Annotated in this window: 19 protein-coding genes and 1 riboswitch; of the genes, 2 read left to right on the forward strand and 17 right to left on the reverse strand. The window is 72.8% G+C overall.

Annotated elements, in window-relative coordinates; translation table 11 throughout:
• Positions 1-208: 208 nt before the first annotated feature.
• The 14 genes from ACZ6CZ_RS16160 to ACZ6CZ_RS16225 form a co-directional block, all read right to left on the reverse strand.
• On the reverse strand, positions 209-1,588 hold the full coding sequence (locus tag ACZ6CZ_RS16160) for an NAD(P)/FAD-dependent oxidoreductase (protein ID WP_469020746.1): 1,380 nt from the start codon (positions 1,586-1,588) through the stop codon (positions 209-211).
• Positions 1,589-2,053: 465 nt separating this feature from the next.
• Positions 2,054-2,995 (reverse strand): Ppx/GppA phosphatase family protein, encoded by a 942-nt coding sequence (locus ACZ6CZ_RS16165; protein ID WP_469020749.1) that lies wholly within the window; start codon positions 2,993-2,995, stop codon positions 2,054-2,056.
• Positions 2,992-3,582 (reverse strand): DUF501 domain-containing protein, encoded by a 591-nt coding sequence (locus ACZ6CZ_RS16170; RefSeq protein ID WP_469020753.1) that lies wholly within the window; start codon positions 3,580-3,582, stop codon positions 2,992-2,994. Before ACZ6CZ_RS16170 ends, ACZ6CZ_RS16165 begins: the two co-directional genes overlap by 4 nt.
• A gap of 29 nt (positions 3,583-3,611) precedes the next feature.
• Complete coding sequence (locus tag ACZ6CZ_RS16175) at positions 3,612-4,088, reverse strand: FtsB family cell division protein (RefSeq protein WP_469021619.1); 477 nt, start codon at positions 4,086-4,088, stop codon at positions 3,612-3,614.
• Between the two features lie 124 nt (positions 4,089-4,212).
• On the reverse strand, positions 4,213-5,514 hold the full coding sequence (eno, locus tag ACZ6CZ_RS16180) for a phosphopyruvate hydratase (RefSeq protein ID WP_469020758.1): 1,302 nt from the start codon (positions 5,512-5,514) through the stop codon (positions 4,213-4,215).
• 330 nt (positions 5,515-5,844) lie between these two features.
• Entirely contained in the window at positions 5,845-6,564 is a 720-nt protein-coding gene (locus tag ACZ6CZ_RS16185) for a transglycosylase family protein (protein WP_469020760.1), read from the reverse strand.
• 4 nt (positions 6,565-6,568) lie between these two features.
• A riboswitch (cyclic di-AMP (ydaO/yuaA leader) is annotated at positions 6,569-6,741 on the reverse strand.
• A gap of 182 nt (positions 6,742-6,923) precedes the next feature.
• On the reverse strand, positions 6,924-7,976 hold the full coding sequence (locus tag ACZ6CZ_RS16190; protein ID WP_469020762.1) for a transglycosylase family protein: 1,053 nt from the start codon (positions 7,974-7,976) through the stop codon (positions 6,924-6,926).
• Positions 7,977-8,192: 216 nt separating this feature from the next.
• Complete coding sequence (locus ACZ6CZ_RS16195; RefSeq protein ID WP_469020764.1) at positions 8,193-9,518, reverse strand: cytochrome P450 family protein; 1,326 nt, start codon at positions 9,516-9,518, stop codon at positions 8,193-8,195.
• Entirely contained in the window at positions 9,515-10,516 is a 1,002-nt protein-coding gene (locus ACZ6CZ_RS16200; RefSeq protein ID WP_469020767.1) for a nucleoside triphosphate pyrophosphohydrolase, read from the reverse strand. Before ACZ6CZ_RS16200 ends, ACZ6CZ_RS16195 begins: the two co-directional genes overlap by 4 nt.
• A gap of 177 nt (positions 10,517-10,693) precedes the next feature.
• A complete protein-coding gene (locus tag ACZ6CZ_RS16205) occupies positions 10,694-11,338 on the reverse strand; it encodes a SurA N-terminal domain-containing protein (protein ID WP_469020770.1) in 645 nt (214 codons plus the stop codon).
• 193 nt (positions 11,339-11,531) lie between these two features.
• A complete protein-coding gene (locus ACZ6CZ_RS16210; protein WP_469020773.1) occupies positions 11,532-12,359 on the reverse strand; it encodes a glycoside hydrolase domain-containing protein in 828 nt (275 codons plus the stop codon).
• Between the two features lie 83 nt (positions 12,360-12,442).
• Positions 12,443-13,936 (reverse strand): protein kinase domain-containing protein, encoded by a 1,494-nt coding sequence (locus ACZ6CZ_RS16215; RefSeq protein WP_469021621.1) that lies wholly within the window; start codon positions 13,934-13,936, stop codon positions 12,443-12,445.
• Between the two features lie 38 nt (positions 13,937-13,974).
• Positions 13,975-14,643 (reverse strand): hypothetical protein, encoded by a 669-nt coding sequence (locus tag ACZ6CZ_RS16220; RefSeq protein ID WP_469020775.1) that lies wholly within the window; start codon positions 14,641-14,643, stop codon positions 13,975-13,977.
• A gap of 212 nt (positions 14,644-14,855) precedes the next feature.
• Positions 14,856-17,159 carry an N-6 DNA methylase gene (locus ACZ6CZ_RS16225; protein ID WP_469020778.1) on the reverse strand — a complete coding sequence of 768 codons (2,304 nt, stop codon included), beginning with the start codon at positions 17,157-17,159 and terminating at the stop codon, positions 14,856-14,858.
• 201 nt (positions 17,160-17,360) lie between these two features.
• On the opposite strand from ACZ6CZ_RS16225, the gene ACZ6CZ_RS16230 reads away from it, so the two are divergent.
• Positions 17,361-18,113 (forward strand): hypothetical protein, encoded by a 753-nt coding sequence (locus ACZ6CZ_RS16230; RefSeq protein ID WP_469020781.1) that lies wholly within the window; start codon positions 17,361-17,363, stop codon positions 18,111-18,113.
• 38 nt (positions 18,114-18,151) lie between these two features.
• On the opposite strand, the gene ACZ6CZ_RS16235 is transcribed toward ACZ6CZ_RS16230, so the two are convergent.
• On the reverse strand, positions 18,152-18,868 hold the full coding sequence (locus ACZ6CZ_RS16235) for an HNH endonuclease family protein (RefSeq protein WP_469020783.1): 717 nt from the start codon (positions 18,866-18,868) through the stop codon (positions 18,152-18,154).
• A 220-nt stretch (positions 18,869-19,088) separates the two neighbouring features.
• Positions 19,089-20,036 carry an SCO6745 family protein gene (locus ACZ6CZ_RS16240; RefSeq protein ID WP_469020785.1) on the reverse strand — a complete coding sequence of 316 codons (948 nt, stop codon included), beginning with the start codon at positions 20,034-20,036 and terminating at the stop codon, positions 19,089-19,091.
• Between the two features lie 136 nt (positions 20,037-20,172).
• On the opposite strand from ACZ6CZ_RS16240, the gene ACZ6CZ_RS16245 reads away from it, so the two are divergent.
• Complete coding sequence (locus tag ACZ6CZ_RS16245) at positions 20,173-20,751, forward strand: TetR/AcrR family transcriptional regulator (RefSeq protein ID WP_469020786.1); 579 nt, start codon at positions 20,173-20,175, stop codon at positions 20,749-20,751.
• Between the two features lie 54 nt (positions 20,752-20,805).
• On the opposite strand, the gene mfd is transcribed toward ACZ6CZ_RS16245, so the two are convergent.
• Positions 20,806-24,357 (reverse strand): transcription-repair coupling factor, encoded by a 3,552-nt coding sequence (gene mfd / locus ACZ6CZ_RS16250; RefSeq protein ID WP_469020790.1) that lies wholly within the window; start codon positions 24,355-24,357, stop codon positions 20,806-20,808.
• Positions 24,358-24,664: the final 307 nt, after the last annotated feature.

A 24,664-nucleotide genomic window follows, 5' to 3' on the forward strand; every position in this document is an offset into this window, starting at 1 on the left:
CCACCCCGCCGGGACCGGCGTCCACCCCGCCGGGACTCGCGTCCACCCGCCGGGATACGGACAGGGCGAACGGGCCGCCCGCACAGCGCCCGGGAATGGTGAAGGGGCCGCCCGCACGGGCCCGGGTACGGCGAAGGGGCCGCCCGCACCACGGATGGCGGGCGGCCCCTTCGGGGTCGGTCGGGACGGGGAGGTCAGCGGGCCCCGGTCAGGAGGCCTTGGCCTTCTCCTCGGTCTTCGCGGCGGCGACCGGCGCCGGCTTGGCGGCCTCGTAGAACTCCTCGCGGGGGTTCTCCATGGCACCGAGGGAGACGACCTCGCGCTTGAGGAACATGGCGAGGGTCCAGTCGGCGAAGACGCGGATCTTGCGGTTCCAGGTCGGCATCGCCAGGCCGTGGTAGCCCCGGTGCATGTACCAGGCGAGGCGGCCCTTGAGCTTGATCTTCATCTTGCCCATGACGATCATCGCCACGCCCTTGTGGAGGCCGAGGCCGGCCACGGCGCCCTTGTTGGCGTGCTCGTACTCCTTCTGCGGGAAGCCCCGCAGGCCGGAGATCACGTTGTCGCCGAGGACGCGGGCCTGGCGCAGCGCGTGCTGCGCGTTCGGCGGGCACCAGGCGTTCTCGTTGCCGGCCTTGCGGCCGACGAGGTCGGGCACCTGGGCGTTGTCGCCGGCGGCCCAGATGTAGTCCGTGCCCTTGACCTGGAGCGTGGGCTCGCAGTCGACGTGGCCGCGCGGGCCGAGGGGCAGGCCGAAGCGGGACAGCGCCGGGTTGGGCTTGACGCCGGCGGTCCACACCACGGTGTTGGAGTCGACCTCCAGCCCGTTCTTCAGCACCACGTGGCCGTCGACGCAGGAGTCCATCGAGGTGGAGAGGTAGATCTCCACGCCGCGGCTCTCCAGGTGCTCCTTGCCGTACTGGCCGAGCTTGGGGCCGACCTCGGGAAGGATCTTGTCCGCGGCGTCGACGAGGATGAACCGCATGTCGTCGCGGGAGACGTTCTTGTAGTACTTGGCCGCGTCCCGGGCCATGTCCTCGACCTCGCCGATGGTCTCCGCGCCCGCGAAGCCACCGCCGACGAAGACGAAGGTGAGCGCCTTGCGGCGGATCTCCTCGTCGTTCGTCGAGTCGGCCTTGTCCAGCTGCTCGAGGACGTGGTTGCGCAGGCCGATGGACTCCTCGATGCCCTTCATGCCGATGCCCTGCTCGGCGAGGCCGGGGATCGGGAAGGTGCGGGAGACCGCGCCCATGGCGATGACCAGGTAGTCGAAGGGCAGCTCGTACGCCTCGCCCACGAGCGGGGCGATCGTGGCGACCTTGCGGTCCTGGTCGATGGTGGTGACCCGGCCGGTGAGGACCTCCGCCTTCGGCAGCACGCGTCGCAGCGGGACGACGACGTGGCGAGGGGAGATGCTGCCGGCGGCGGCTTCGGGGAGGAAGGGCTGGTAGGTCATGTACGACCGGGGGTCGACGACCGTGACGGTCGCCTCGCCGTAGCGCATCTTCTTGAGAATGCGCCGAGCTGCGTACAGGCCTACGTACCCACCGCCTACTACGAGGATCCTGGGACGCTCCGTGGTGCTCATGCCATCGAGTATCCACCCGCCTCTGGAGGGCTGCTCGTGCGCCCCTTCACAAGCTTCGGGAGGGCTTGTGTTAAACTCCGCGGCCCACGTGACCCAGGTCATGAAACCGCAGGGGAACCGCCACGGGGCAAGATCCGTTGTCAATGCCGCGTGAGCTGCCTCTCCGGCCCTCAGAGCCCGCTGTGAGGCCCTCGCGGACACCTCCGCGCCACTCGCGCGCGACCCTCCCGCAACGCTTTCCTCAGCCCCCTCGGGCGCCTCTGGACGGCCCGGACGGGGCAGTGGAGGGCCGGGAATCGCGCGCGCGGACCGAAATCCTTGTGAAGAACTTCACGAACTTTTCCGCCGGGCCGCCCCGGAGTGGTCCCGCGCCGCCCCGAGACCCCGCTCAAACGTTGTCCGCCCTGCTCAGCCGAGGGATCCCGGGCCGGTCCGGCCGGCCCGGGAAGGCGCCGTCGGCCGCCGTCAGGCGCAGCTGAAGGCGATGCCGTCGAGGATGTCGTGCTCGCTGACGACGACCTCCTCCGCGCCGATCCGCTCCATGATCGCGAGCAGGACGAGGGCGCCGGCGCCGATGACGTCGACCCGCCCGGGGTGCATGGAGGGGATCGCGGCCCGCTCGGCGTGCGTGGAGCGCAGCAGCGCGCCGGTGATCTCGCGGACCCGGTCGCGCGGGATGCGGGAGTGGTGGATGGCCGCGGAGTCGTACTCGGGCAGGTCCTGGGCGATGGCCGAGACGGTGGTGACCGAACCGGCGAGGCCGACCAGCGTGCGGGCCTCGCGCAGCGGCACGGTCCGCTCGGCGAGGTCGAGGGCGGCCTCGATGTCGGCCCGCATGGCGGCGATCTGCTCCTCGGCCGGCGGGTCGCTCACCGCGCCGTCGCGCACCAGGTGACGCTCGGTCATCCGCACGCAGCCGACGTCCACGGACCGGGCGGCCCGTACCCGGTCGTCGCCGACGACGAACTCGGTGGAGCCGCCGCCGATGTCCACCACCAGGAAGGGCCGCGCCAGGTCCTGTCGCCCGGTCAGTTCCTTCGTGGCCCCGGTGAAGGAGAACTCCGCCTCCTGGTCACCGGTGATGACCTCGGGCTCGACGCCGAGGATGTCGAGCACGCCCCGCACGAAATCGTCGCGGTTGTCCGCGTCCCGGGAGGCGGAGGTGGCCACGAAACGCACGCGTTCGGCGCCGTGTTCCTTGATGACCCGGGCGTACTCGCGGCAGGCGGCGAAGGTGCGCTCGAGCGCCTCGGGGGCGAGCCGGCCGGTGCGGTCGACGCCCTGGCCGAGCCGGACGATCGTCATCCGCCGGTCCAGGTCGACGAGTTCGCCGCGCGCGGGGTCGACGTCGGCGACCAGCAGGCGGATGGAGTTGGTACCGCAGTCGATGGCGGCGACACGGGTCACTGCGCGTCCTCCTCGGTGCTCTCCGGGTTCTCCGAGACCGGGTTCTCCGCGTTCTGCGGGTTCTCCAGGTTCTCCGGCAGGGTCACGCAGGGGCCCTTGCGCCACCACTCGGGCAGCATGGCCACCGCCTCGTCGCCGAGCGGGTTGACGCCGGGTCCGGCGACCAGCGAGTGGGCCACCAGGACGTGCAGGCACTTCACCCGGTCCGGCATGCCGCCGGCGCTCGGGAAGCCCGTGAGGACCTCGATGGCGTCCCGGCGCGCGATGTAGTCCTCGTGCGCCGCCCGGTAGGCCGCGGCCAGCTCCGGGTCGGTGGCCAGCCGCTCGGTCATCTCCTTCATGACGCCGTTCGCCTCCAGCGTGCCGATCGCCGAGGCGGCGCGCGGGCACGTCAGGTAGTACGTCGTCGGGAAGGGCGTGCCGTCGGGCAGGCGGGGCGCCGTCTCGACGACGTCCGGCTGCCCGCACGGGCACCGGTGCGCGATCGCCCGCAGGCCCCGCGGCGGACGCCCGAGCTGCTGCTTGAAGGCTTCGACGTCCGCGTCGGTGGGCTCGGTGCGCAAGGTGGGCGGCGGAGGCGTATCCATGACTGCTTTCCGGATGGCTTTCTGTCGGTTCACTGATCGGAGGCGTCGGACTTGTCGACGCCGTCCCAGACGTTCGCGTACCAGGGCCGGTGGGCGGCCCCGAGGTCGGCGCGGGACTGGCGGGCCGCGCCGGGGTCGACGACCACGTACCCGGTCTCCCCGGGCAGCACGTAGTGCAGCCGCCGGCGGATCTGCTGGGCGGCGTAGGCGTCGTCCTGCCACCGCGCCTTGAGGTCGCGCAGCTGCTCCACGCGCCGGCGCGCCTGCTCCTGCCGGCGCTGCACGTCGGCGATCTCGGCGCGCTGCGAGACGTACTGCCGCATCGGGTACGCCAGGGCGACGATCAGCGAGCACAGCACGAGGGCGAGCAGCGCGGCGCGGCCGGTGAGCCGGGAGCGGCGGGCCTGCCGCTTGGTCTGGGAGCGGTAGACCCGGGCCGCGGTCTGCTCGCCGAGCACCCGCAGCCTGGTCGCCGTGGAGAAACGGTCCCGGTCCTTCGCGGCCATCTGGCTGTCCGCCTCCCCTTCCACGTGCGTACGTCCCCGGACACGGTACGGGACCGAGTACGGGGACGTACGTACGACTGGCTACGGCACGGCCGGGATGTGTCCCCGGCGGGCGCCCGGCGGGTCAGCCCTGGGCGGCCTCGCCGTGGCCCTTGAAGCGCGGGAAGGCCGAGCGGCCGGCGTACACCGCGGCGTCGTCGAGGATCTCCTCGATGCGCAGCAGCTGGTTGTACTTGGCGACGCGCTCGGAGCGGGCCGGGGCGCCGGTTTTGATCTGGCCGCAGTTGGTCGCGACGGCCAGGTCGGCGATGGTGACGTCCTCGGTCTCGCCGGAGCGGTGGGACATCATGCACTTGTAGCCGCTGCGCTGGGCCAGCTCCACGGCGTCCAGCGTCTCGGTCAGCGAGCCGATCTGGTTGACCTTGACCAGCAGGGCGTTGGCGGCGCCCTCCTCGATGCCCCGGGCGAGGCGCTCGGGGTTGGTGACGAACAGGTCGTCGCCGACGAGCTGGACGCGGTCGCCGAGGCGGGCGGTGATGGTCTTCCAGCCCTCCCAGTCGTCCTCGAACAGCGGGTCCTCGATGGAGACCAGCGGGTACGCCTCGACCAGCTCGGCGTAGTAGTCGGTCATCTCCTCGGCGGTGCGGTTCTTGCCCTCGAAGACGTAGGAGCCGTCCTTGTAGAACTCGGACGCGGCCACGTCGAGCGCCAGGGCGATCTGCTCGCCGGGGGTGTAACCGGCCTCCTTGATCGCCTCCAGGATGAGGTCGAGGGCCTCGCGGTTGGAGCCGAGGTTCGGGGCGAAGCCGCCCTCGTCGCCGAGACCGGTGGACAGGCCCTTGTTCTTCAGGACCTTCTTCAGCGTGTGGTAGACCTCGGCGCCCCAGCGCAGCGCCTCGGAGAAGGACTCCGCGCCGATCGGGGCGATCATGAACTCCTGGATGTCCACGTTGGAGTCGGCGTGCGAGCCGCCGTTCAGGATGTTCATCATCGGAACGGGCAGCAGGTGCGCGTTCGGGCCGCCCAGGTAGCGGAAGAGCGGGAGGTCGCTGGCCTCGGAGGCGGCGTGGGCGACGGCGAGCGAGACGCCGAGGATGGCGTTGGCGCCGAGCGACCCCTTGTTGTCGGTGGCGTCCAGGTCGAACATGGCCTGGTCGATCAGGCGCTGCTCGGTGGCGTCGTAGCCGACCAGCTCCGGGCCGATCTGCTCGATGACGGCGAGGACGGCCTTCTCGACACCCTTGCCCAGGTAGCGGTTCGAGTCACCGTCGCGCAGTTCGATGGCCTCGAAGGCGCCGGTGGACGCGCCGGACGGAACGGCGGCACGACCCGTGCTGCCGTCGTCGAGGCCGACCTCGACCTCGACCGTGGGGTTGCCTCGGGAGTCCAGGATTTCCCGGGCTACGACGACGTCGATGGACGGCACGAGCATCTCCTTCTTGGATGTGACGCTGGAAGTGCGGGGCTGTCTGCCTTACGGCTGTGCCTTGCGACTAGAGCCTAACCGTCTCCGGGGCGCCGGCAGCCGACCGACCGTCCCGTGGACAAGGTGACCGTACACATTGTTCGCTGACGGAACAAAGGGAGGCCAAAAAAAGCCCCGCCCCGGTGCGTACGGGGGACGACGCACCGGGGCGGGGAGCCCGTGGGGACGGGGGGACCCTCACGGGACCTCCAGTATGGGGGCCGCGCTTGTGAGGGCGCTGTGGCCGGGCAGGGCGGCGGCTGTGCGCCGCCGGGCCGTGCCGGACGCGGCCTACTTCAGGTGCAGCTGCTGACCCGGGTAGATGAGGTTCGCGTCCTCGACGATGTCCTTGTTGAGGTCGTACAGCTTCTTCCAGCCACCGGCGACCTTCTGGTCCGCGGCGATGGAGCTGAGGGTGTCACCGGTGACGACCTTGTACTCGCCGTCGCCCTTCTTGACCTTCTTGCCGGTCGGGGTGGTGACGGTCTTGCTCGCGGCCGGGCGGTCGCTGGAGCGCGAGGCGGCCTGGTCGTCGGTCGAACGGGTGGTGGTACCCGTGCCGGCGGACGAGCTGGACGGGGTGGACGGGGTGGAGGAGCCGGTGCCGCTGCCGCTCGAAGCGGTGGAGCCGTTGTAGGCGGCGCCCGAAAGGCCCGTGCCGCAGACCGGCCAGGCACCCTTGCCCTGCGCGGCGAGGACCTTCTCGGCCACGGCGATCTGCTGCGACTTGGCGGCCTTGTCGGCGGTGGCGGCGTACTGCGTGCCGCCGTACGCGGCCCACGTGGAGGCGGAGAACTGCAGACCGCCGTAGTAGCCGTTGCCGGTGTTGATGGACCAGTTGCCGCCCGACTCGCACTGGGCGACGGCGTCCCACTCGGAGGCGGTGGCGGCGGAGGCGCTGCCGGCCGCCATCAGCGGCGCGGCGACCGCGGCACCGGTGACACCGGCGAGCGCGACGGCGCGGATGGCCTTGGACGGACGGCGGTGCTTGCCCTTGCTGGAAAACAGCATGGATCGATCCCCTCACCGACGCCTGCGAGGTGAGCTGTCGGGTTCGGGCCGGTTGAGTTGCCCGGCCACCCTCCCGTCTCGGGAAGGGTGGCTCCACCCCTAGCCGGTTCCAGCGTCAACCGCTGGTCCCGGCGCCTACCTTGGGTCCCCCGCTCCTGCCTACGGCGCATTACGCGACGACTGTTCCCGGGCCGCCACTGGCAGGATTCGGCGTTGCGGCGGCCGGGGCTCGTGGTGACGAGCGGCTTCGACCGTAGACAGGTGATCGACGGAATTTCAAAGACGATCAGGGCTTCTGAGACTCATCCCACACTTTCGCCAAACCGGACATCATGCGCTAAATGGGGCGTCAACTGGCTCTACTTTTCGACCGTTTCGCCACCAACACGCAGGGTCTGACCGGGGGCGATGTCGTCAGGGTCGGCACCGATGGCCGCCTTGTTGTCGGCGTAGAGCGCGTGCCACCCGCCGTCGACGGCAAGGGAGTCGGCGATGGAGACCAGCGAGTCGCCGTCGCGGACGGTGTAGGACGTGGCGACGGGCTTCGCGCCCGCCACTTCGTCCGCGCTCACCCCGCGATGCCGGCCGGTGCCGATCGAACCGGTGTCGACCAGGCTCCAAGAGCCGCCGGTCTGCCAGGAATTGTCCGAGTCGCCGGCTTCCGGAGCCGCAGTGGCCGAACCGGCCGCCCGCCGCGAGCCGCCGGACCCCGAACCGGAATTCCCAGGGGACGACTTGCCCGACTTGCCGTGGTCCACGGCGGTATCGCCACCCGCGTTCGCGTCCGGCGAGGCGCTGTCCGACGCGGAGTCGGAGGGTGAGGGCGAGGACGAATCGGGCAGAGCGGGCGAGTCGGGGGAGCCGGACGTACCCGACGATCCCGTGGAGTCGGACGAGCCCGCCGAGCCGGTGGAGTCACCGGAGCCCTGGGAGCCCGACGACCCGGACGAGTCGGACGAATGGGATGATCCCGATGAACCGGATGAACCCGATGTGTCCGAATCGCCGACGCCCGTGTCGACGTCCACCGACGCAGAGTTCGAGGTGAGGCCGGAGAGCAGGGCGCAGGTGGCCCAGGGGGTGGTTCCCCGGTCGGCCAGGATCCGCTCGGCGACGGCTATCTGCTGCGAACGGCTGGCCTCGTCCGCGCTGGCGGCGTAGTCGAGGCCGCCGTAGCGCTCCCAGTCGCCCGGGGAGATCTGGAGGCCGCCGTAGAACCCGTTCCCGGTGTCCGCGCTCCAGGAGCCGCCGCTCTCGCACTCGGCCACCTTGTCCCAGGTGGTGCCGTCGGCCGCGTTCGCGGAGGCCGCCCCGAGCAGCGGGATGGCGATGGCGGAGCCGGTCACCCCGGCCGCGACGAGGAGGGCCGGAGCCTGACGGGGGCGACGGTGACGACCGTTCCCGGAGAGCATACGGAGACCTTTCGCGCGACAACGGTGAACAGCGCGGCGGATCACGCTCGACGCCGCGCTGATGGGTGAACGTATCGGCAGACGATCACTTGTCACAAGTTAATGCCGCGCAGATCACGTGAAGATCACGGAATGAGGGTGTGCCCACACGCAGCGACGGGCGGGGTGGCACCGCCGGCCCGGGAGGGCCGGGAGGGCCGGGGAGTTCACGGGTCGTCAGGGGCGTTGCGGTGTGAACTCCACGGGGAGGGTGCGCAGGCCGCGCATGATGAGGCCGCCGCGCCAGCGCAGCTCGGCCGGGTCCGCCGCCAGGCGCAGGTCGGGCAGGCGGGTCAGGAGGGTCGCGAGAGCGGTCTGGCCCTCCAGGCGGGCGAGCGGCGCGCCCAGGCAGTAGTGGATGCCGTGGCCGTAGCCCAGGTGCTGGTTGTCGCGCCGGGCCAGATCCAGGACGTCGGGGCCGGCGAACCGCTCCGGGTCCCGGTCGGCGGCAGCGAGGACGACGAGGACGGGATCGCCGGGCGCGATGTCCTGCCCGCCGATGGTGAGCGGCCGGGTGGCGAAGCGCCAGGTCGCCAGCTCCACGGGGCCGTCGTAGCGCAGCAGTTCTTCGACGCCGCTCTCCAGCAGGCCGTGCTCGCCGCGGGCCAGGGAGGCTTGCAGGCGCTCGCGCTCGCCGGGGTGGGTGAGCAGGGCGTAGGTGCCGTTGCCGATGAGGTTGACGGTGGTCTCGAAGCCGGCGAAGAGCAGGATGAAGGCCATCGCCGCGGCCTCGTTCTCGGTGAGGTGCTCGCCGTGGTCGGAGGCCCGGATGAGGGCGGAGATCAGGTCCTCGCCGGGGGCCGGGTCGGCGGGCAGCGCCTCCCGCTTGCGGTGGATGAGCTCGGCGAGGTAGCCGCGCATCTTCTTCACCGACCGCGCTACCCCGCCCCGGGGTCCGCCCCCGTGCCGGATCATCATGCCCGCCCAGTCCCGGAAGTCGTCCTGGTCCTCTCCCGGGACACCGAGCAGGTCGCAGATGGCGTAGATGGGCAGCGGGAACGCGAACTCGTGGATGAGGTCGGCGGAGCCCTCCCGGGCGAACCGGTCGATGAGGTCGTCGGTCAGCTGCTGCACCCGGGGCGCGAACTCGGCGACCCTGCGCGGGGTGAACGCCTTGCTGACCAGCCGCCGCAGCCGGGTGTGGTCCGGCGGGTCGATGTTCAGCAGATGCGTCATCAGCTCGGCCTTGCGCTCCCCCGGGATACCGGTCTTGCCCTTGGCGTGCGCGGGCTCGTCGTGGTGCGCGGGGTTCTTGCTCAGCCGCTGGTCGGCCAGGGCCTGCCGGGCATCGGCGTACCGGGTGACCAGCCAGGCCTCCACCCCGCTGGGCAGCGTGGTCCGGTGCACGGGGGCGTGCTCGCGCAGCCAGGCGTACGCCGGGTAGGGGTCGGTGGCGAACTCCCAGGTGAACAGGTCCGGGGCGGCGGGGACCGGGGGGCCTGGCGTGTCCGCCGGGGGCCCTGCCGTCTCCGCGGGGGGCTGGGTGGCGGGGCGGCCGGTCACCGCTCCTCCCTCTCCTGGCCGGGGACGGGCAGGCCTTCCGCCGTGCGTATGGCGTCCCGGTAGGCCCGTGCCGCCGCCCGCAGGGCCGCCTCCGGGTCCACGCCCTCGGCCTCGGCGCGGATCGCCAGGGCCAGCAGCTCGTAGCCGACGCCCTCCCCCCGCGGCAGCGGTACCTCCAGGGCGGCGGTGCGGGTGCGGGAGGCGAGCTTGGCGGCGAGGGCCAGGGCGGGCTGGCCGAGCGGCACGCCGTCCGTCACCGAGGCGCGGCGCTTCTCCTCGGCCTTGGTGCGCAGCCAGTGCTCCTTGACGTCCTCGGGGGTCTCGGCGCTCTCCTCGCCGAAGACGTGCGGGTGCCGGTGGATCAGCTTGGTGACGATGCCGCCGGCCACGTCGTCGATCGAGAAGGGCGCGTCCGGGTCCTCCTCGGCGATCCGGGAGTGGAAGACGACCTGGAGCAGGACGTCCCCCAGTTCCTCCCGCAGTTCGTCGCGGTCGCCGGCCTCGATCGCCTCGACGAGCTCGTACGCCTCCTCGATGCCGTACTTCGCCAGGCCCCGGTGGGTCTGCCGGGAGGACCAGGGGCATTCGACGCGGATGCGGTCCATGACCTGCACGAGGTCGAGGAGGCGGGCGCCCGGCAGGTCGTAGGAGGCGGGGAGCAGCTCCAGGTCGGGCATCCGGACGCGGCCGGAGCCGGCCAGGCGGGCCAGGCCGTCGGTGAGCGCGGGCTCGCCCTCGCCCGTCGCCACGACCACCACCGTCCGGCCGCCCGCGCAGGCGTCGACCAGTTCCTCGGCGGTGACGGACGCCTCCTCCACCGCGGTCCCGGCCTCCCGCAGATAGGGCAGCTGCGGATGCGCGCCGTCCGAGCACAGCACGCGGTCGGCGGCGTGCAGCGCCTGCCAGGCGGGCCAGGACAGCAGACCGGGCGCGACGCGGTGGCTGGTGGTGAGCAGGACGATGCGACCGGGGGCGGCTTCGGAGCTGATTTCGTTCACGATCCGAACGTAACCCACGCCGGCGACGGACCGGCCGCGTTGTCCACAGGCCACCGGGTGCGCTGTGATCGTACGATCAACGGCCTCGTGGCCTGCGGCCCGTCGTCAGAGCGTGACGCCCCCGGCGTGATGCCCCCACGACGGCGGACGCCGTCACGGGGGCACATCGCCGAGTGGTCAGGTCGTCTGCTGCTGCGAACCGGTCGCCGTGACCTCGCGCAGCCACGGCGTCTTCGCGTCGACGCGGCTGCTCTTGCGCACGTCCCAGGCGCCGTAGCGCGGGTTGAGGTCGACGTGGAGTTCCCGGGACGCGCCGGACAGGGCCTTCCAGAAGGCGGGCTGGGTGGTGTCGGTGCCGAGCTTGGCGGCGAGCTTCTGGGCCTCGATCTGGAGGCGCAGATTGTCCTCGAGGCGCTCGGGCGCGATGCCGTACTTCTGCAGCCAGGCCGTCCGCAGCGCCCGTGAGCCGCCGGCCTGCTGCTCCAGGCCGGTGCGCATCTGCTGGACCTCATGGCGGGTGACACCGATGCCCGCGTCCCGCGCGGCCCGGTGCAGCACGCGGTCCAGGACCATGTTGTGCAGCGTGTCCCGGGTGAGGCTGCTGGTGGAGGCGACGACCTGCTGGTACTGCGTCTCGTCCGGCACCGCCGCCTGCTGCGCCCGGCGCACCTCGTCGACCCGGTCCTGCAACTGGGCGACGGTGATCCGCTGACCGCCGACGACGGCCGCCGCGCCCGGGTGCGCGTCGTTCCCGCAGGCGGTCAGGACAGGGGCCGCGGCGATCACGGCGGTGAGGACGAGCGCGGTGCGACGGCGGTGCAAGAAAACCTCCTGAGGAGATTGCGGCAACAGGCGCGACGCGCGGCGTCCCCACCGGGGCGGTGGGGCGACGGACGGACGCACGACGTCTTGCGATGATCGATGGTAGGCAGTGGGCAAGCTCCGGCCAACCCATTCGACCAACGATTCACGTGGGCTTCGGGCACCGCCGCGCCCCGTACCGGTGGGTCCCGGATCAGCCGGTGACGGCCACCGGGGCGTCCCAGGCGTCACGGTCCACCGTGATGGTGTGGCCGCCGCGGGTCTCCTTGCTGTTGACCAGGTACTGGTGGGCCCGGCTGTGACCGGTGAACCGGGTCGCGCCGAACGGCCAGTCGGAGGTCGTGGTGTTCTTCCTGTCCCACAGCGCGTACCAGAGGTTGCCCGGCAGATCCGTCGTGTCCGTGGCCGTGGCGACGGCCTTGGCGCTGGAGCTGCTGAAGCCGTAGTAGCCGGCGCGGTAGCTCTTGGCCCGCAGCCCCTTGTCGAAGGCGCGCACGTACGTCAGCACGGCGTCGTTGCACGCCTTGTCCGTGCTGTCGTAGGCCTCCATGTCGAGGTAGACCGGGCTGCCGGCCTTCATGCCGAGGGCGGACGCCTTGGCCACGGCGTCGGCGGCGTCCTTCGCGCCGAGGGAGGCGGCCGTGGCGGCGGTGAGCTTCTCCGGGCTCGATCCGCTCTGGCAGGGAGGCTGGGCGCCGACGTAGAGCGGGACGAGCTTCCAGCCTAGGCCGCTGACGTACGTCACCCAGGAGGCGGTGAGGTTGGGCTGGGCGCAGCCGCGGTTCCGGCCGCCCACGTAGACGGCGGCGGCGCCGTAGAAGCCGGTGTGCCAGGCCTTCATCGCGGCCTTCGAGGGCGCGGTGCAGGCGTCGAAGGCACGGCCGGTGAACGTCTTCTGCGCGGGCCAGGCGGTGGCCGCCGTCGACGTCTGCGCGGCGATCCCGCCGCCGGCCACCACGGCGGCGCCGGCGACCGCCCACGTGACGTACCTGCGCTTCTTCGACTGCCGGTGACCAGACATGACAACCCCACCCTTGTACGTCGTTCGCTGTGTTCGTTCGCTGTGTTCGTCGGCTGTGCGTCGTTCCCCGGAGAGGGCGCCTGCTAGCCGCGCACCTGTCCCAGCCATTGCAGAGTGCGCCGGATGTCCGTCGCGAGCGGGTGCCCGGGGCCGTGCACGCGTTCCACGTCGTGCAGCAGCCGGGCCAGCGTGTCGTGGGCGGCCGGGCGGTCACCGAGGGCGAGCAGCAGGTGGCCGATGCGGCGCCGCACGTCGTGGGCGAGCTGCGGATCACCGGAGACGTACTGGTTCTCGTAGTACGGCAGCAGCGCGCGGTACTCCGCGAGCGCCGCGGCCGGTTCGCCGAGCTGCTCCAGGCACTGGGCCGCCTCGTAGCGGAAGCGCAGGGACTGCGGGTCCGCCTGCCCGGCCTCGGTGGCGCGTTCGTCGGCGAGCCGGCGCAGTTCGGGCAGCGCACGCCGGTACTGGCCGTCGTCCATCAGGGTGGCCGCGTACTGCTTGCGCAACGTGCGCACCACCGGCGAGTGCTCGCCGTGCTGTTCGGCGGCCGCGGGCAGGATCGCGCCCAGGATGTCGACGGCCTGGGTGATACGGCCCTCCCCGAGGAGGCGCTTGACCTCGTCCACCGCGCGCGCGACGTCCGGCTTGGCGGCGGCGGGCGCCGCGGACGCGGCGGGGGCGGGCTGCGGCGCGGGCGTCCGCGCCCGGTCCGGCCAGGGGGCGTGCGGACGCAGGAAGGGGCGGGTGGGGTCCAGAGGGGCCCCGGTGGGTATCCCGCGCGCGGGCAGCAGCAGGGCCAAGTGCTCGTACACCTCCTGCGCCGAGGCCGGGCGGTGCTGCGGGTCCTTGGCGAGCAGCCGCAGCACGAGCGCCTCCAGCGCCTCCGGCACCTCGGGGCGGAGGCGGCGCACGGGCAGCGGCGGCTCGTACAGGTGCCGGTGCAGCACGCCGAGCGCCGTGGAGCCCGCGAAGGGCACGTCACCGCTGAGCAGTTCGTGCAGCAGCACCCCGAGCGCGTACAGGTCGGTGTACGGGCCCACCGCGCCGCCCATCGCCTGCTCGGGCGCCATGTAGGCGGGCGAGCCGATCGGCGTGCCGGTGTGGGTGAGGCGGGTGGTGTCGGCGTCCATGACCGAGGCGACACCCAGGTCGAGGACGGTGACCGCGCCGTCCTGCTTCACCATCACGTTGCGCGGCTTGAGGTCGCGGTGCACGATCGGCACCGCGTGCACCGCGCTCAGCACGGCGCACAGCTGCGCGGCCACCGCGACCGCCCACTGCCACGGGTACGGGTCGTGCTCGGCGAGGTGGTCGGAGAGGTCGGCGCCGTCGACGTACTGCATGACGAGGAACAGCTCCTCGCCCTCGGTGCCCGCGTCGTGCACGGTGACCAGCCCGGGGTGGTCGACCTGCGCGGTCACCCGGCACTCGCGCAGGAACCGGCGGCGCAGCTCGTCCGCCTCCTGCCCGGCCACCTTGTCGGGGCGCAGCAGCTTCACCGCCACCCGGCGGTCGAGCCGCTGGTCGTAGGCCGTCCAGACCTGGCCCATGCCGCCCTGCCCGATGAGCGTGGACAGTTCGTAGCGTCCGGCGACGACGCGTCCGGTCGCCACGCTCACCTTCCGCCCTCGCGGTCACCGTCGTACGGACCCGGCCGGCCGGGCCGGTCGTGCTGGTCGTGCTGGCGCAGGTAGTCGCTCAGCTCGTCGAGTTCGGCGCGCACCTGGTCGATCCGGGCGGGCGCCGGACGCTGCGGCGGCGCGGGCACCGGCGGCCGGGGCGGCGGGGTGTGCGCCACGGGCGGCGGGGTGTGCGGGGTGTGCAGGCCGTGCGGGGTGTGCGGCAGGGTGGGGACGGTCGTCGCGGTGAACGGCGACGGGGTCACCGGGTAGCCGTACGCCGGTGTCACCGGAGCCTGCGGCTGCCCGGCGCGGGCCTGCCCGAGCAGGTGGAAGTGGCGGATGTCCGCCCCGAGGTAGTACGCGATCGCGGCGACCAGCGTGCCCAGCAGTACGGCCATGCCCAGGTAGCCGCCGGGGGTGTGTATCTCGTCGCCGGGCTCGTCGCTCAGCAGCACCACGCTGAGGACGTCGGCGGCGAACGCCGCCACCAGCAGGCCCCAGTCCAGCGACTTGCGGGTCACGATCGCCAGTCTCAGCAGCATCACCCACGCCAGGAAGCCGATGCTGAGGATCCCGGTCGCCACGAACAGCACACGCAGGAAGGCCAGCCACGCGGGGTGCGGCGGCTGCTTCACCGGCTGTGCGTAGCCGTGGCCTTGCATGGCTGCTCCTGATGCCTGAAATGGGCGTCCCTGTCCGACCGGTGTGGCCCGCTGTGCGCACGCCGGTCGTCCGATGTCGGTCCGAGCATATGGCCCGGCACGGACAACCGGTCCGGGTTGTACCGAACCGTTGTCCAGCGAGACCCGGTGCTGGGCGCTCGGTGGCGTGTGCTGGTGGCGTGCGCTGGTGGCGTGCGCTCGGCGGGCCCGGTTCAGTCCGGTGCCACCGTGCCGTCCGTCAGCCCGTCGTACATTCCGCGCACCAGCTGATCGCCGAGCCGGTTCGCACGGCGCAGCGCCCGCTCGAAATCGTCCAGCGCCCGGAAACGCGCGCCGTAGCGCAGCTGTTCGTCCAGCGGGAGCCGGGGCAGCTGGAGGCGGCGCACGTCCAGCCGGGTGGCGGTGGACGCGTAACTGCTGGCCTGGCGGTTGTTGGCGGTGCCGCGCAGGAAGCCGGCGAGGAACCACGGGTCGAGTTCCGTCGGATCGGGGCGCAGGAGCACGAGGTTGCGCCCCAGGGCGGCGCCCCCTGTCGCGTCGTCGATCACCCGCGCCACCGAGCCACCGCCCAGCACCGGCACGACGACGTCGCCCGGTTGTGTCAGCACCGCCTCCTCGTCGCTCTCGGGGAGCGCTCCGGTCGGCCCCGTCCCGGCGAGCACGTCGTGGTCGGTGAGCACCGGCACGCGCGCGTGGCCGCCGTTGCCGCCCGTACGCATCAGCAGGGCGCCCCCGCGCGCGAGTTCACCGACGGTGATGAGCGGCCAGCGCACGGGCCGCTCGACACCGGCGGCGGGCGGGGTGAGGTCGGCGGTCAGGCGCAGGGTCTCGCCGAGGCGCTCGCGCACCGCGGTGAGCTGCTCCGCGCCGTCCGCCGCGGCCGGCGGCGGAAGGTGGCGGGCGGGCGCGAGGTCGACGTCGTCGTCGAGCAGTTCGATGACCGGCACCGACCTCGCCAGCCCCGGACGCGCGTCGAACCGCCCGCCGCGTCCGAAGGCCCTCCAGGCGTCGAGGGCGGTGTCGCGCACGGCCTGCCAGTCCGGGCCGCCACGCCCCTCACCGGCGAACCGCCCGGTGTCGACGAGCAGCACCTCGGGCGTCACCGGCGTCCGGTCCGGGCGGCGCAGCACCCACACGTGCAGCCCGATGTTGTACGGCGGCGCCGCCCCCACCGGCAGCGCCACCACGGCCCGCAGAGCGCCCCGGCGCAGCAGGTCGGCGCGGATCCGCCGGCCGGAACGGCGGGAGGCGGCGGCGGGCGGCATCAGCAGTACGGCGGTACCGCCGTCCGCGAGCCGGGCCAGCGCGTGCTGCACCCAGGCCAGCTCGGACTCGGTGCGCGCCGGGAAGCCGTACTCCCAGCGTCCGTCGTAGGCGAGTTCGTCGTGCCCCCAGTTGCGCTCGTTGAACGGCGGATGGCACAGCACCGCGTCGCCGCGCAGGTCCGGGTAGGCGTCGGCGCGCAGGGTGTCCCCGGCGGCGGCGCGCACGGCGGCCCGGGTGTGCAGGGCCAGCCGCAGCGCGGTGAGCGCGGCGAGTTCGGGGGCGCTGTCCTGCGCGTACAGCCGCTGGTCGGGGCGGGCGTCGACGGCGCGGAGCAGGGCGCCGGTGCCGCACGCCGGGTCCAGCACGGTGCGGGCGGGACCGGCGAGGTCGGCCATGAGCCCGGCGAGTGCGGTGGGGGTCAGCGTGTACTGGCGCGGGTTGGCGTCCAGATGCCGGCCGAGCAGGAACTCGAAGGCCTGCCGCGCCCCCACCTCCGCCGCCAGCTCGGCCGCGCCGCGCAGGAGGGGGACGGAGGGGAGCAGTTCGGGGCCTGTGGGCGTGTGCAGCGCCGGACTGCCGGCACCGGGCACGGCGAGGTCGGAGCGGGGGGACGCGGCGTCAACAGTCGGCGGGGTGTTCACAGCGTCCGTGCTGTGCGTCGGTGACGGCCTGTGAACCGACAGCGGGGTGTTCACACCGCCGACCCCGGCTTCACCGACCGCAGGACGAGCCGACGGCACCGGGTTCACAGCCTCCGAGGCGCTCACCGCCCCCGGGGTGTTCACAGCCCCAGGGGTGTTCACACCCGCCGCCTCCGCCCCGGCCCACCCGCTGTGAACGCGGTGGCCGCGCACCTGCCCGAAGCGCGGCGTGAGTACCTGCTCCAGCGCGCCCGGCAGCATCGCGGCCAGGCGCTCGTCGGAGCCGGCGCTCACGTCGAGCCAGACGGTGGACCGCTCGTGGATGAGCAGCAGGACGCACCCCGTGTGCACCAGCGCGGTCACCGGGCCCTCGGGGTGGCCGGCCAGGTGCTGCCAGACCCGTTCCCGCAGCGGCACCTCGGCCAGCTTGCCCTGTTTGCGCAGCCAGGCCTCGACCTCGGCCAGCGCGAAGGACGGGCTGGTCTCGGTGCCGCCGACCGGCTTGGGGAAGTCGGGGTGGCGGCGGCGCCAGTTGCTGACCGCGGCACGGCCCACCCCGGCGAGCCGTGCGATGCCGGCGGCGGTCACCTCTGTCGCGTTGTCCTGCACCGGCCCACTCCCCTCTTCCCGTGTGTGACGCCGAGCATACCGGCGCACGCGTGAGCGCTTCATCAACGCGCGTGTACAGACCTCCGAGTTGGAATCGTGTTGACTCGGTTCACACGCTCTGTTCTTATTGACGTAGCGAACGAGCGACCGGCCGCCACTGATGCGGTCGTCGGTCACACCACTCCCAGCAAGGACACTGTCATGCGTCGTACCGCTCTTGCCGCTCTCTGTCTCGCCGCCGCGGCCACCGCGGGGCTCACCGGCTGCCTGTCGGGGCAGGACAAGGCGGACAGCAAGCCGAAGGGCCCCTTCGCCGGGCTGAGCGGCGGTCAGATCGCCGACCGGGCGATGAAGGCCAGCACCGGGGCCCCGTCACTGCGGATGAAGGGCGAGGTCGCCGACGACGAGAGCTCCGGCACGATCCGGCTCGACATGGCCCTGGACAAGAAGGGCGAGTGCGCCGGGACCATGGCGATGGGCGGCCAGGGCAAGGCCGACCTGATCAAGACCGGGGACTCGCTCTACATGAAGTACGACGAGGCGTTCCTGCGGGCGCAGAGCAAGGGCGAGTCCAAGGCGGACACCGACGCGGCGGTGGGGATGCTGGCCGGCAAGTGGACCAAGATGGCCGTCAAGGGCCAGGACGCCAAGGACATCGCGGGCTTCTGCGATCTGGACGCGGTGCTCGGCGGGGCGGGTGACGTCGACTCGGACGCCACCCGCGGCAAGACCACCACCGTGAACGGCACCCCCGCGATCGTGCTGCACGAGAAGGAGGGCAAGGACCGCTACACCCTGTACGTCGCCACCGAGGGCAAGCCGTATCTGCTGCGGGTGGACAGCGCGCCCGGCGTCAAGGAGCCGGTGCACCTGACGTTCAGGGACTACGGACAGCCCGTCCCTGCCCGGAAGCCGGCCGGCAAGGTCCTCGACCTGGACAAGCTCGGCAGCTGAGCGGGGCGCGAACCAGACGCACGGCGTGGTGGGGCGGCTCAGCCGGCGTGGAAGCGGGCCGGTGCCTCGGTCGGGTTGCCGCCGGTGGGGAGTTTCTGGTCCGGGCAGGTGGCGAGGACCTTCTTCATCGCGGCCTTCTCCGCGGCGGTGACCCACAGGCCGTACTTCTTCTTGACCGCGACCTGGGTCGCCACGTAGGGACAGCGGTAGGCCTTGTTCGGCGGGAGCCAGGTGGCCGTGTCGCCGTCTCCCTTGCCGCGGTTGGTGCTCGCGTCGACGGCCCGCAGGTTGAGGGGGTCGTTGGCGAGGGCTATGCGCTTGCCGGCCTTCCAGTACTTGGCGCCCTTCTGCCAGGCGTCGGACAGGGCGACGATGTGGTCGATGTCGACCTGGCTGCGGCCGCGGCGGTAGGTGACGTCCTTGCCGGAGTAGGGGTCGGGGTCCAGCAGGCCGTAGGAGACCTTGCAGTCGCCGTCGGTGAACCTCACCTTCTCCAGGTCGCGTTTGAGGATGTCGTCGCGGGTGTCGCAGGAGTTGGAGTCCGTGTCGGCCCAGGCGCTGCCGAACAGCTCTCGCTCGTAACCCGTCTTGGGCGCCCGGCCCTTGACGGTCAGTGAGTCGGCGGCGGCCAGCGCGGCGCCTCCGCCCCCGGCCGGCTGGGGCCCGGTGGACCCCTCGGTCTGCTCCACTTTGCATCCGGTCACCGCGACCGTCATCACCACAGCGGTGACGGCCCCACCCCACAGACGCCTCACGGTGCGTCTCCCCTCGCTCGCCCTCATCGCCCCGGCTACCCGGTTCTGCCCCACGGTATCCGCCGGGAGGGCGGGGCCAGGGCGGGGCCGGAGGCGGAAGTTGGGGCGGGTTCGGGGCCGGGCGGGAACGAGAGGGACCACTCACCCGACTCGGTGTGCTCTCGGCGCACTTGGCGCGGCTCGTGCGGGCGGACGGAGGGATCTGGCGCCGGGTTGCCGCTCACACCCTGCCGATTCCCAAGGTCGACTCGGAGGGCAGCAGGCCCGAGGACAGCACCGCGACCCAGTAGTCGCCGAGGAGTTCGCCGAGGCGGTCGGTGGCGGTCCGGCCGAGGGTCTGCCAGGGGGCCACGGCGAGCCGGTCGGTGTCCTCCTCCACGCGGCGGCGCAGGGCGCGGCCCGCCTCCGTCGCCGTACCGTCGGTGCCGAGCAGGCCTCGGGCGGCGAGGCGGTCGCGGGCGGCCGACCACTGACTGTCGCTCCAGCCGCGGCTCGCGAAGCGCTCGACGGACGCGGCGCCTATCGCGGCGAAGGACACCAGCGCCTCGACCGGGTCGAGTCCGGCGACGAGGAGTGCGGCGAGGTGGCCGTCGCCGCGGTGCTCGCGCAGGATCGTCGCCGCGTGCCACAGCTGGAGGTGAGGGGCCTCCGGCCAGGGCAGTTCGGCGTTGGCGGCGGCCAGTGGGCGCCCTGCGGTGCCGGCCGCCTCGGCGGCGCGCCGGGCGAGGGCGGCGGCCTCGGCCAGGCGCGGGTCGTCGACACGGTCGCCGAGGATGCTCCGGTAGGTGCGGTCGACGGCCCGCGTCCTCGCTTCGAGCACCTCGGCCGGGCTCGCGATCCGCCAGGCCGGGTCCATGTGCTCGGCGACCATGCGCGGGGCGAAGCTGTAGAAGGCGGAGGCCACCCGCTCGCTGCCGACCGCGCCGAGCGGGGCGGCCCGGAAGGGGAAGTAGCTCGGCCAGCGGTCCGCTGCGCTGCCGTAGCCGAGCACGGAGGCCTCCTCGAAGGCCTCGGGCGCGTAGTACAGCACCGCGTGGAACGGCTCCAGCAGGTGCCAGAGCTGTCGGGCACGGGACGGCTCCACCGCCCGGTCGGCCCCGGCGGCCGCCAGGCCGGCCGCCACGTCGTCACCACAGGCACCGGTCTCGTCGACGTACTCAGCGGACATGGCAGGGCCCCCCTCGCCGCGTCGAACCGCCGGGACACCCGGCGCTCGACGCTTCGGTCACTCACAACTTGTCACTGACAAGATTGCCCGGACGCGGAGAACTTGTCAATGCCTAGATCCGGCGTAGGCTGCCCGCATGAGTTCCACGACCCGACGCCCGTACCACCACGGCGATCTGCGCCGCGCCGTGCTCACCGCCGCGCTCGACGTCATCGCCGCCGAGGGGCCGAGCGCGCTCAGCCTGCGCGACCTCGCCCGCCGCGCGGGGGTCTCGCACGCGGCGCCCGCGCACCACTTCAAGGACCGCACCGGGCTGCTCACGGCGATCGCGGCGGAAGGGTACGGGCTGCTGGCGACCGCGCTCGGGCAGGCGTCGGACCTGAAGGACGCGGGCGTGCGCTACGTGCGCTTCGCCCGCACGCATCCCGCGCACTTCCAGGTGATGTTCACCCCTGATCTGCTGCGCGCCGACGACCTGGAACTGACCACGGCCCGCACGCTCGCCGCCGACGCCCTGCGCGGCGCGGTGTCCGCCGTGCCCGCCGGGGGCCGGGGTCCGGACGCCCGCCTGGCCGAGGTCGCCGCCTGGTCGCTGGCCCACGGCTTCGCCACGCTGCTGCTGCACCACAACCTGGACGGGCCGGTGGGCGAGCAGGACCCCGAGGAGGTGTTCCGGTCCCTGGCCGGCATGCTGTTCCGCTCCGCGGACGGCTGACCCGGGCCGGGACCGGACCGAGGCCGGGACGGGGGCGCCGTCCCGGCTCCGGGGCTACGAGCCCAGGATCGAGGCGAGGAACTCCCCGACCCAGCCCAGCAGGTCCCGTCCGACCAGCGGCTTGCCGCCGATCTTCGCGGTCTTCGGGCGCGGCACCAGCACCTGGTGGGCGGTGGCCTTGATGACCGTGCCCGGGTACAGCCGCTTGAGCCGCAGCTCCTGCGACTCGCGCAGCTCCACCGGCGCGAAGCGGATGTTGGTCCCCTGGAGCACGATCTCGCCGACGCCGCACGCGCGCGCCAGCATCCGCAGCCCGGCCACCAGCAGCAGGTTCTCCACCGGCTCGGGCAGCTTGCCGTAGCGGTCGGTGAGTTCCTCGCGGACCGCCCTGACGTCGTCCTCGGAGTTGGCGGAGGCGATGGCCCGGTAGGCCTGCAACCGCAGCCGCTCGCCGGGCGCGTAGTCGTGCGGGACGTGCGCGTCGACCGGCAGCTCGACCTTGACCTCCAGCGGCGGCTCCTCCTGGATGTCCCCCGTCTCCAGCTGCCGCCGGTAGTCCGCGACCGCCTCGCCGACCATGCGCACGTACAGGTCGAAGCCGACGCCCGCGATGTGCCCGGACTGCTCGCCGCCGAGCAGGTTGCCCGCGCCGCGGATCTCCAGGTCCTTCATGGCCACGTACATGCCCGCGCCCATCTCGGTGTGCTGGGCGATGGTGGCGAGGCGTTCGTGGGCCGTCTCGGTCAGCGGCTTCTCCGGCGGGTACAGGAAGTACGCGTAGCCGCGCTCGCGGCCACGGCCGACGCGGCCGCGCAGCTGGTGCAGCTGGGAGAGGCCGAAGGTGTCGCCGCGCTCCACGATCAGGGTGTTGGCGTTGGAGATGTCGATGCCGGACTCCACGATCGTCGTCGAGACGAGCACGTCGAACTTCTTCTCCCAGAAGTCCACGACGACCTGCTCGAGGGCCGACTCCGACATCTGGCCGTGCGCGGTGGCGATGCGCGCCTCGGGGACGATCTCGCGCAGCCGGGCGGCCGCCCGGTCGATGGACTCGACCCGGTTGTGGATGTAGAAGACCTGGCCCTCGCGCAGCAGTTCACGGCGGATGGCCGCGCCGATCTGCCGCTCCTCGTAGGGGCCGACGAAGGTGAGCACCGGGTGCCGCTCCTCAGGGGGCGTGGTGATCGTCGACATCTCACGGATGCCGGTCACCGCCATCTCCAGGGTGCGCGGGATGGGGGTCGCCGACATCGTCAGGACGTCGACGTTCGCCCGGAGCTTCTTCAGCTGCTCCTTGTGCTCGACGCCGAAGCGCTGCTCCTCGTCGACGACGACCAGGCCCAGGTCCTTGAACTTCGTCTCGGAGGAGAACAGCCGGTGGGTGCCGATGACGACGTCCACCGAGCCCTCCCGCAGACCCTCCAGGACGGCCTTCGCCTCGGTGTCGGTCTGGAAGCGGGAGAGCGCGCGCACGTTGACCGGGAACTGCGCGTAACGCTCGCTGAAGGTGCCGAAGTGCTGCTGCACCAGCAGCGTGGTCGGCACCAGGACCGCGACCTGCTTGCCGTCCTGGACGGCCTTGAAGGCGGCCCGGACGGCGATCTCCGTCTTGCCGTAGCCGACGTCGCCGCAGACCAGGCGGTCCATGGGGATCGACTTCTCCATGTCCTCCTTGACCTCGGCGATGGTGGTGAGCTGGTCGGGGGTCTCCGCGTACGGGAAGGCGTCCTCCAGCTCGCGCTGCCAGGGGCTGTCGGCGCCGAACGCGTGCCCGGGGGCGGCCATCCGCGCGCTGTACAGCTTGATCAGGTCGGCCGCGATCTCCTTGACGGCCTTCTTCGCGCGCGCCTTGGTCTTCGTCCAGTCGGCGCCGCCCAGGCGGTGCAGGGTGGGCGCCTCGCCGCCGACGTACTTGGTGATCTGCTCCAGCTGGTCGGTGGGGATGTAGAGGCGGTCCCCGGGCTGGCCGCGCTTGGCGGGGGCGTACTCGACCACCAGGTACTCGCGGGTCGCGCCCTGCACCGTGCGCTGCACCATCTCGATGTAGCGGCCGACGCCGTGCTGTTCGTGGACGATGTAGTCGCCCGGTTCCAGGGTGAGCGGGTCGATGGTCTTGCGGCGGCGGGCCGGCATCCGGGCGCCGTCGCGGCCGGTCGCCTTCTGGCCGGTCAGGTCGGTCTCGGTGAGCACGGCGAGCTTGAGCGCCGGGTCGACGAAGCCGTAGTCGATGCAGCCGCAGGAGACGTGCACGACGGAGGGGCTCAGCTCGGCGAGGTCGATGTCGAGGCGGGCGGCGATGCCCTCGCCGCCGAGCACCTCGACGGTGCGAGCGGCCGGGCCGTGGCCCTCGGTGACGAAGACCGTGCGCCAGCCGTCGGCGAGCCAGCCCTTGGTGTCGGCGAGCGCCCGGGCGGTGTCGCCGCGGTAGGTCTCGGGCGCGTGCATGCCGAGCTTGAGGGTGTCCGCGTCGCCCGCCGCGTCGGCGCCGAACGTCTCGTCGGCGGCGAACGGGGACACCGACCACCACATCATGCCCAGCTCGCGCGCGCGGTCGCGGACGTCCGCGATGGACCACAGGGAGGCCGCGCCGACGTCGATCGGCGCCTCCCCGCCGCCCGCGGTGGCCGCCCAGGAGGCCTGCAGGAACTCCTGCGAGGTGGCGACGAGGTCGGCGGCGCGGGTGCGCACGCGCTCCGGGTCGCAGACGACCGACATGGCGCCCCGGGGGAGCACGTCGAGCAGCAGCTCCATGTCGTCGACCAGGACCGGCGCCAGGGACTCCATGCCCTCCACGGCGATGCCCTCGGCGATCTTCCCCAGCAGCTCGCCCAGCTCCGGGTGCTGTTCGGCCAGGGCACGCGCGCGGGTGCGGACGTCCTCGGTCAGCAGCAGCTCGCGGCAGGGCGGCGCCCACAGGCCGTGCTCGGCGACTTCCAGGGAGCGCTGGTCGGCGACCTTGAAGTAGCGGATCTCCTCGACGTCGTCGCCCCAGAACTCGACGCGCAGGGGGTGTTCCTCGGTGGGCGGGAAGACGTCCAGGATGCCGCCGCGCACGGCGAACTCGCCGCGCTTCTCCACCAGCTCGACCCGGGCGTAGGCGGCGGCCGCGAGGGCCTCCACGACGGCGTTCAGGTCGGCGGTCACCCCGGTGCGCAGCGCCACCGGTTCCAGGTCGCCCAGGCCCTTGACCTGCGGCTGGAGCACGGAGCGCACGGGGGCCACGACGACGGAGACGGGCCCGGTGCCGACGTCGTCCGCGCTGGGGTGGGCCAGGCGGCGCAGGACGGCGAGGCGGCGGCCGACGGTGTCGCTGCGCGGGCTGAGCCGCTCGTGCGGCAGCGTCTCCCAGGAGGGGTACTCCACGACCTCCTCGGGCGGCAGCAGCGAGCGCAGCGCGGCGGCCAGGTCCTCGGCCTCCCGGCCGGTCGCCGTGACCGCCAGCACCGGGCGCTCGGCCCCGCGGGCCAGGGCGGCGATGGCGAAGGGGCGGGCCGCCGGAGGGCCGACGAGGTCGACGTGCATGCGGTTGCCGTCCGCGGCCGCCGTGATCGCTTCCGCGAGGGCGGGGTCCTTGACGACGGCGTCGAGCAGACCGTGCAGGCTCATGGGGGGCTTTCCGTCCAGGGGTGGGCAACGCAAATAGCCCGACGCGGGTGACGGCCGGGGCTCTCCAGCGTACGACGCCGCGCCCACCGCCGCCGGGGCCTGTGGACAACACCCGCCTTGTGGACACCCGCCCCTCGACCCTGCCGCGCCGCACCGCGTCGTCCGCGTCGGCCGGTCGTGCGCGCAGGCCGCCCCCGGTCGTCGTGGCCGGGACGCGCACGTGCCCGGCGCCGGGAAGTCCCTCAGGACTTCGCCGGCGCCGGGCATCCTCCGTGACCCCCGTGCACGGTGGCCGTCCGGGGGGAGG

It is taken from the genome of Streptomyces sp. NPDC041135 (assembly GCF_055592085.1).

Coding starts and splice junctions, on each gene's coding strand:
- ACZ6CZ_RS16230 (WP_469020781.1), top strand. CDS start 17,361: ATGCGTCGTACCGCTCTTGCCGCTCTCTGTCTCGCCGCCGCGGCCACC.
- ACZ6CZ_RS16160 (WP_469020746.1), bottom strand. CDS start 1,588: ATGAGCACCACGGAGCGTCCCAGGATCCTCGTAGTAGGCGGTGGGTAC.
- ACZ6CZ_RS16190 (WP_469020762.1), bottom strand. CDS start 7,976: ATGCTCTCCGGGAACGGTCGTCACCGTCGCCCCCGTCAGGCTCCGGCC.
- ACZ6CZ_RS16170 (WP_469020753.1), bottom strand. CDS start 3,582: ATGGATACGCCTCCGCCGCCCACCTTGCGCACCGAGCCCACCGACGCG.
- ACZ6CZ_RS16185 (WP_469020760.1), bottom strand. CDS start 6,564: ATGCTGTTTTCCAGCAAGGGCAAGCACCGCCGTCCGTCCAAGGCCATC.
- ACZ6CZ_RS16210 (WP_469020773.1), bottom strand. CDS start 12,359: ATGTCTGGTCACCGGCAGTCGAAGAAGCGCAGGTACGTCACGTGGGCG.
- ACZ6CZ_RS16245 (WP_469020786.1), top strand. CDS start 20,173: ATGAGTTCCACGACCCGACGCCCGTACCACCACGGCGATCTGCGCCGC.
- ACZ6CZ_RS16240 (WP_469020785.1), bottom strand. CDS start 20,036: ATGTCCGCTGAGTACGTCGACGAGACCGGTGCCTGTGGTGACGACGTG.
- mfd (WP_469020790.1), bottom strand. CDS start 24,357: ATGAGCCTGCACGGTCTGCTCGACGCCGTCGTCAAGGACCCCGCCCTC.
- ACZ6CZ_RS16175 (WP_469021619.1), bottom strand. CDS start 4,088: ATGGCCGCGAAGGACCGGGACCGTTTCTCCACGGCGACCAGGCTGCGG.
- ACZ6CZ_RS16220 (WP_469020775.1), bottom strand. CDS start 14,643: ATGCAAGGCCACGGCTACGCACAGCCGGTGAAGCAGCCGCCGCACCCC.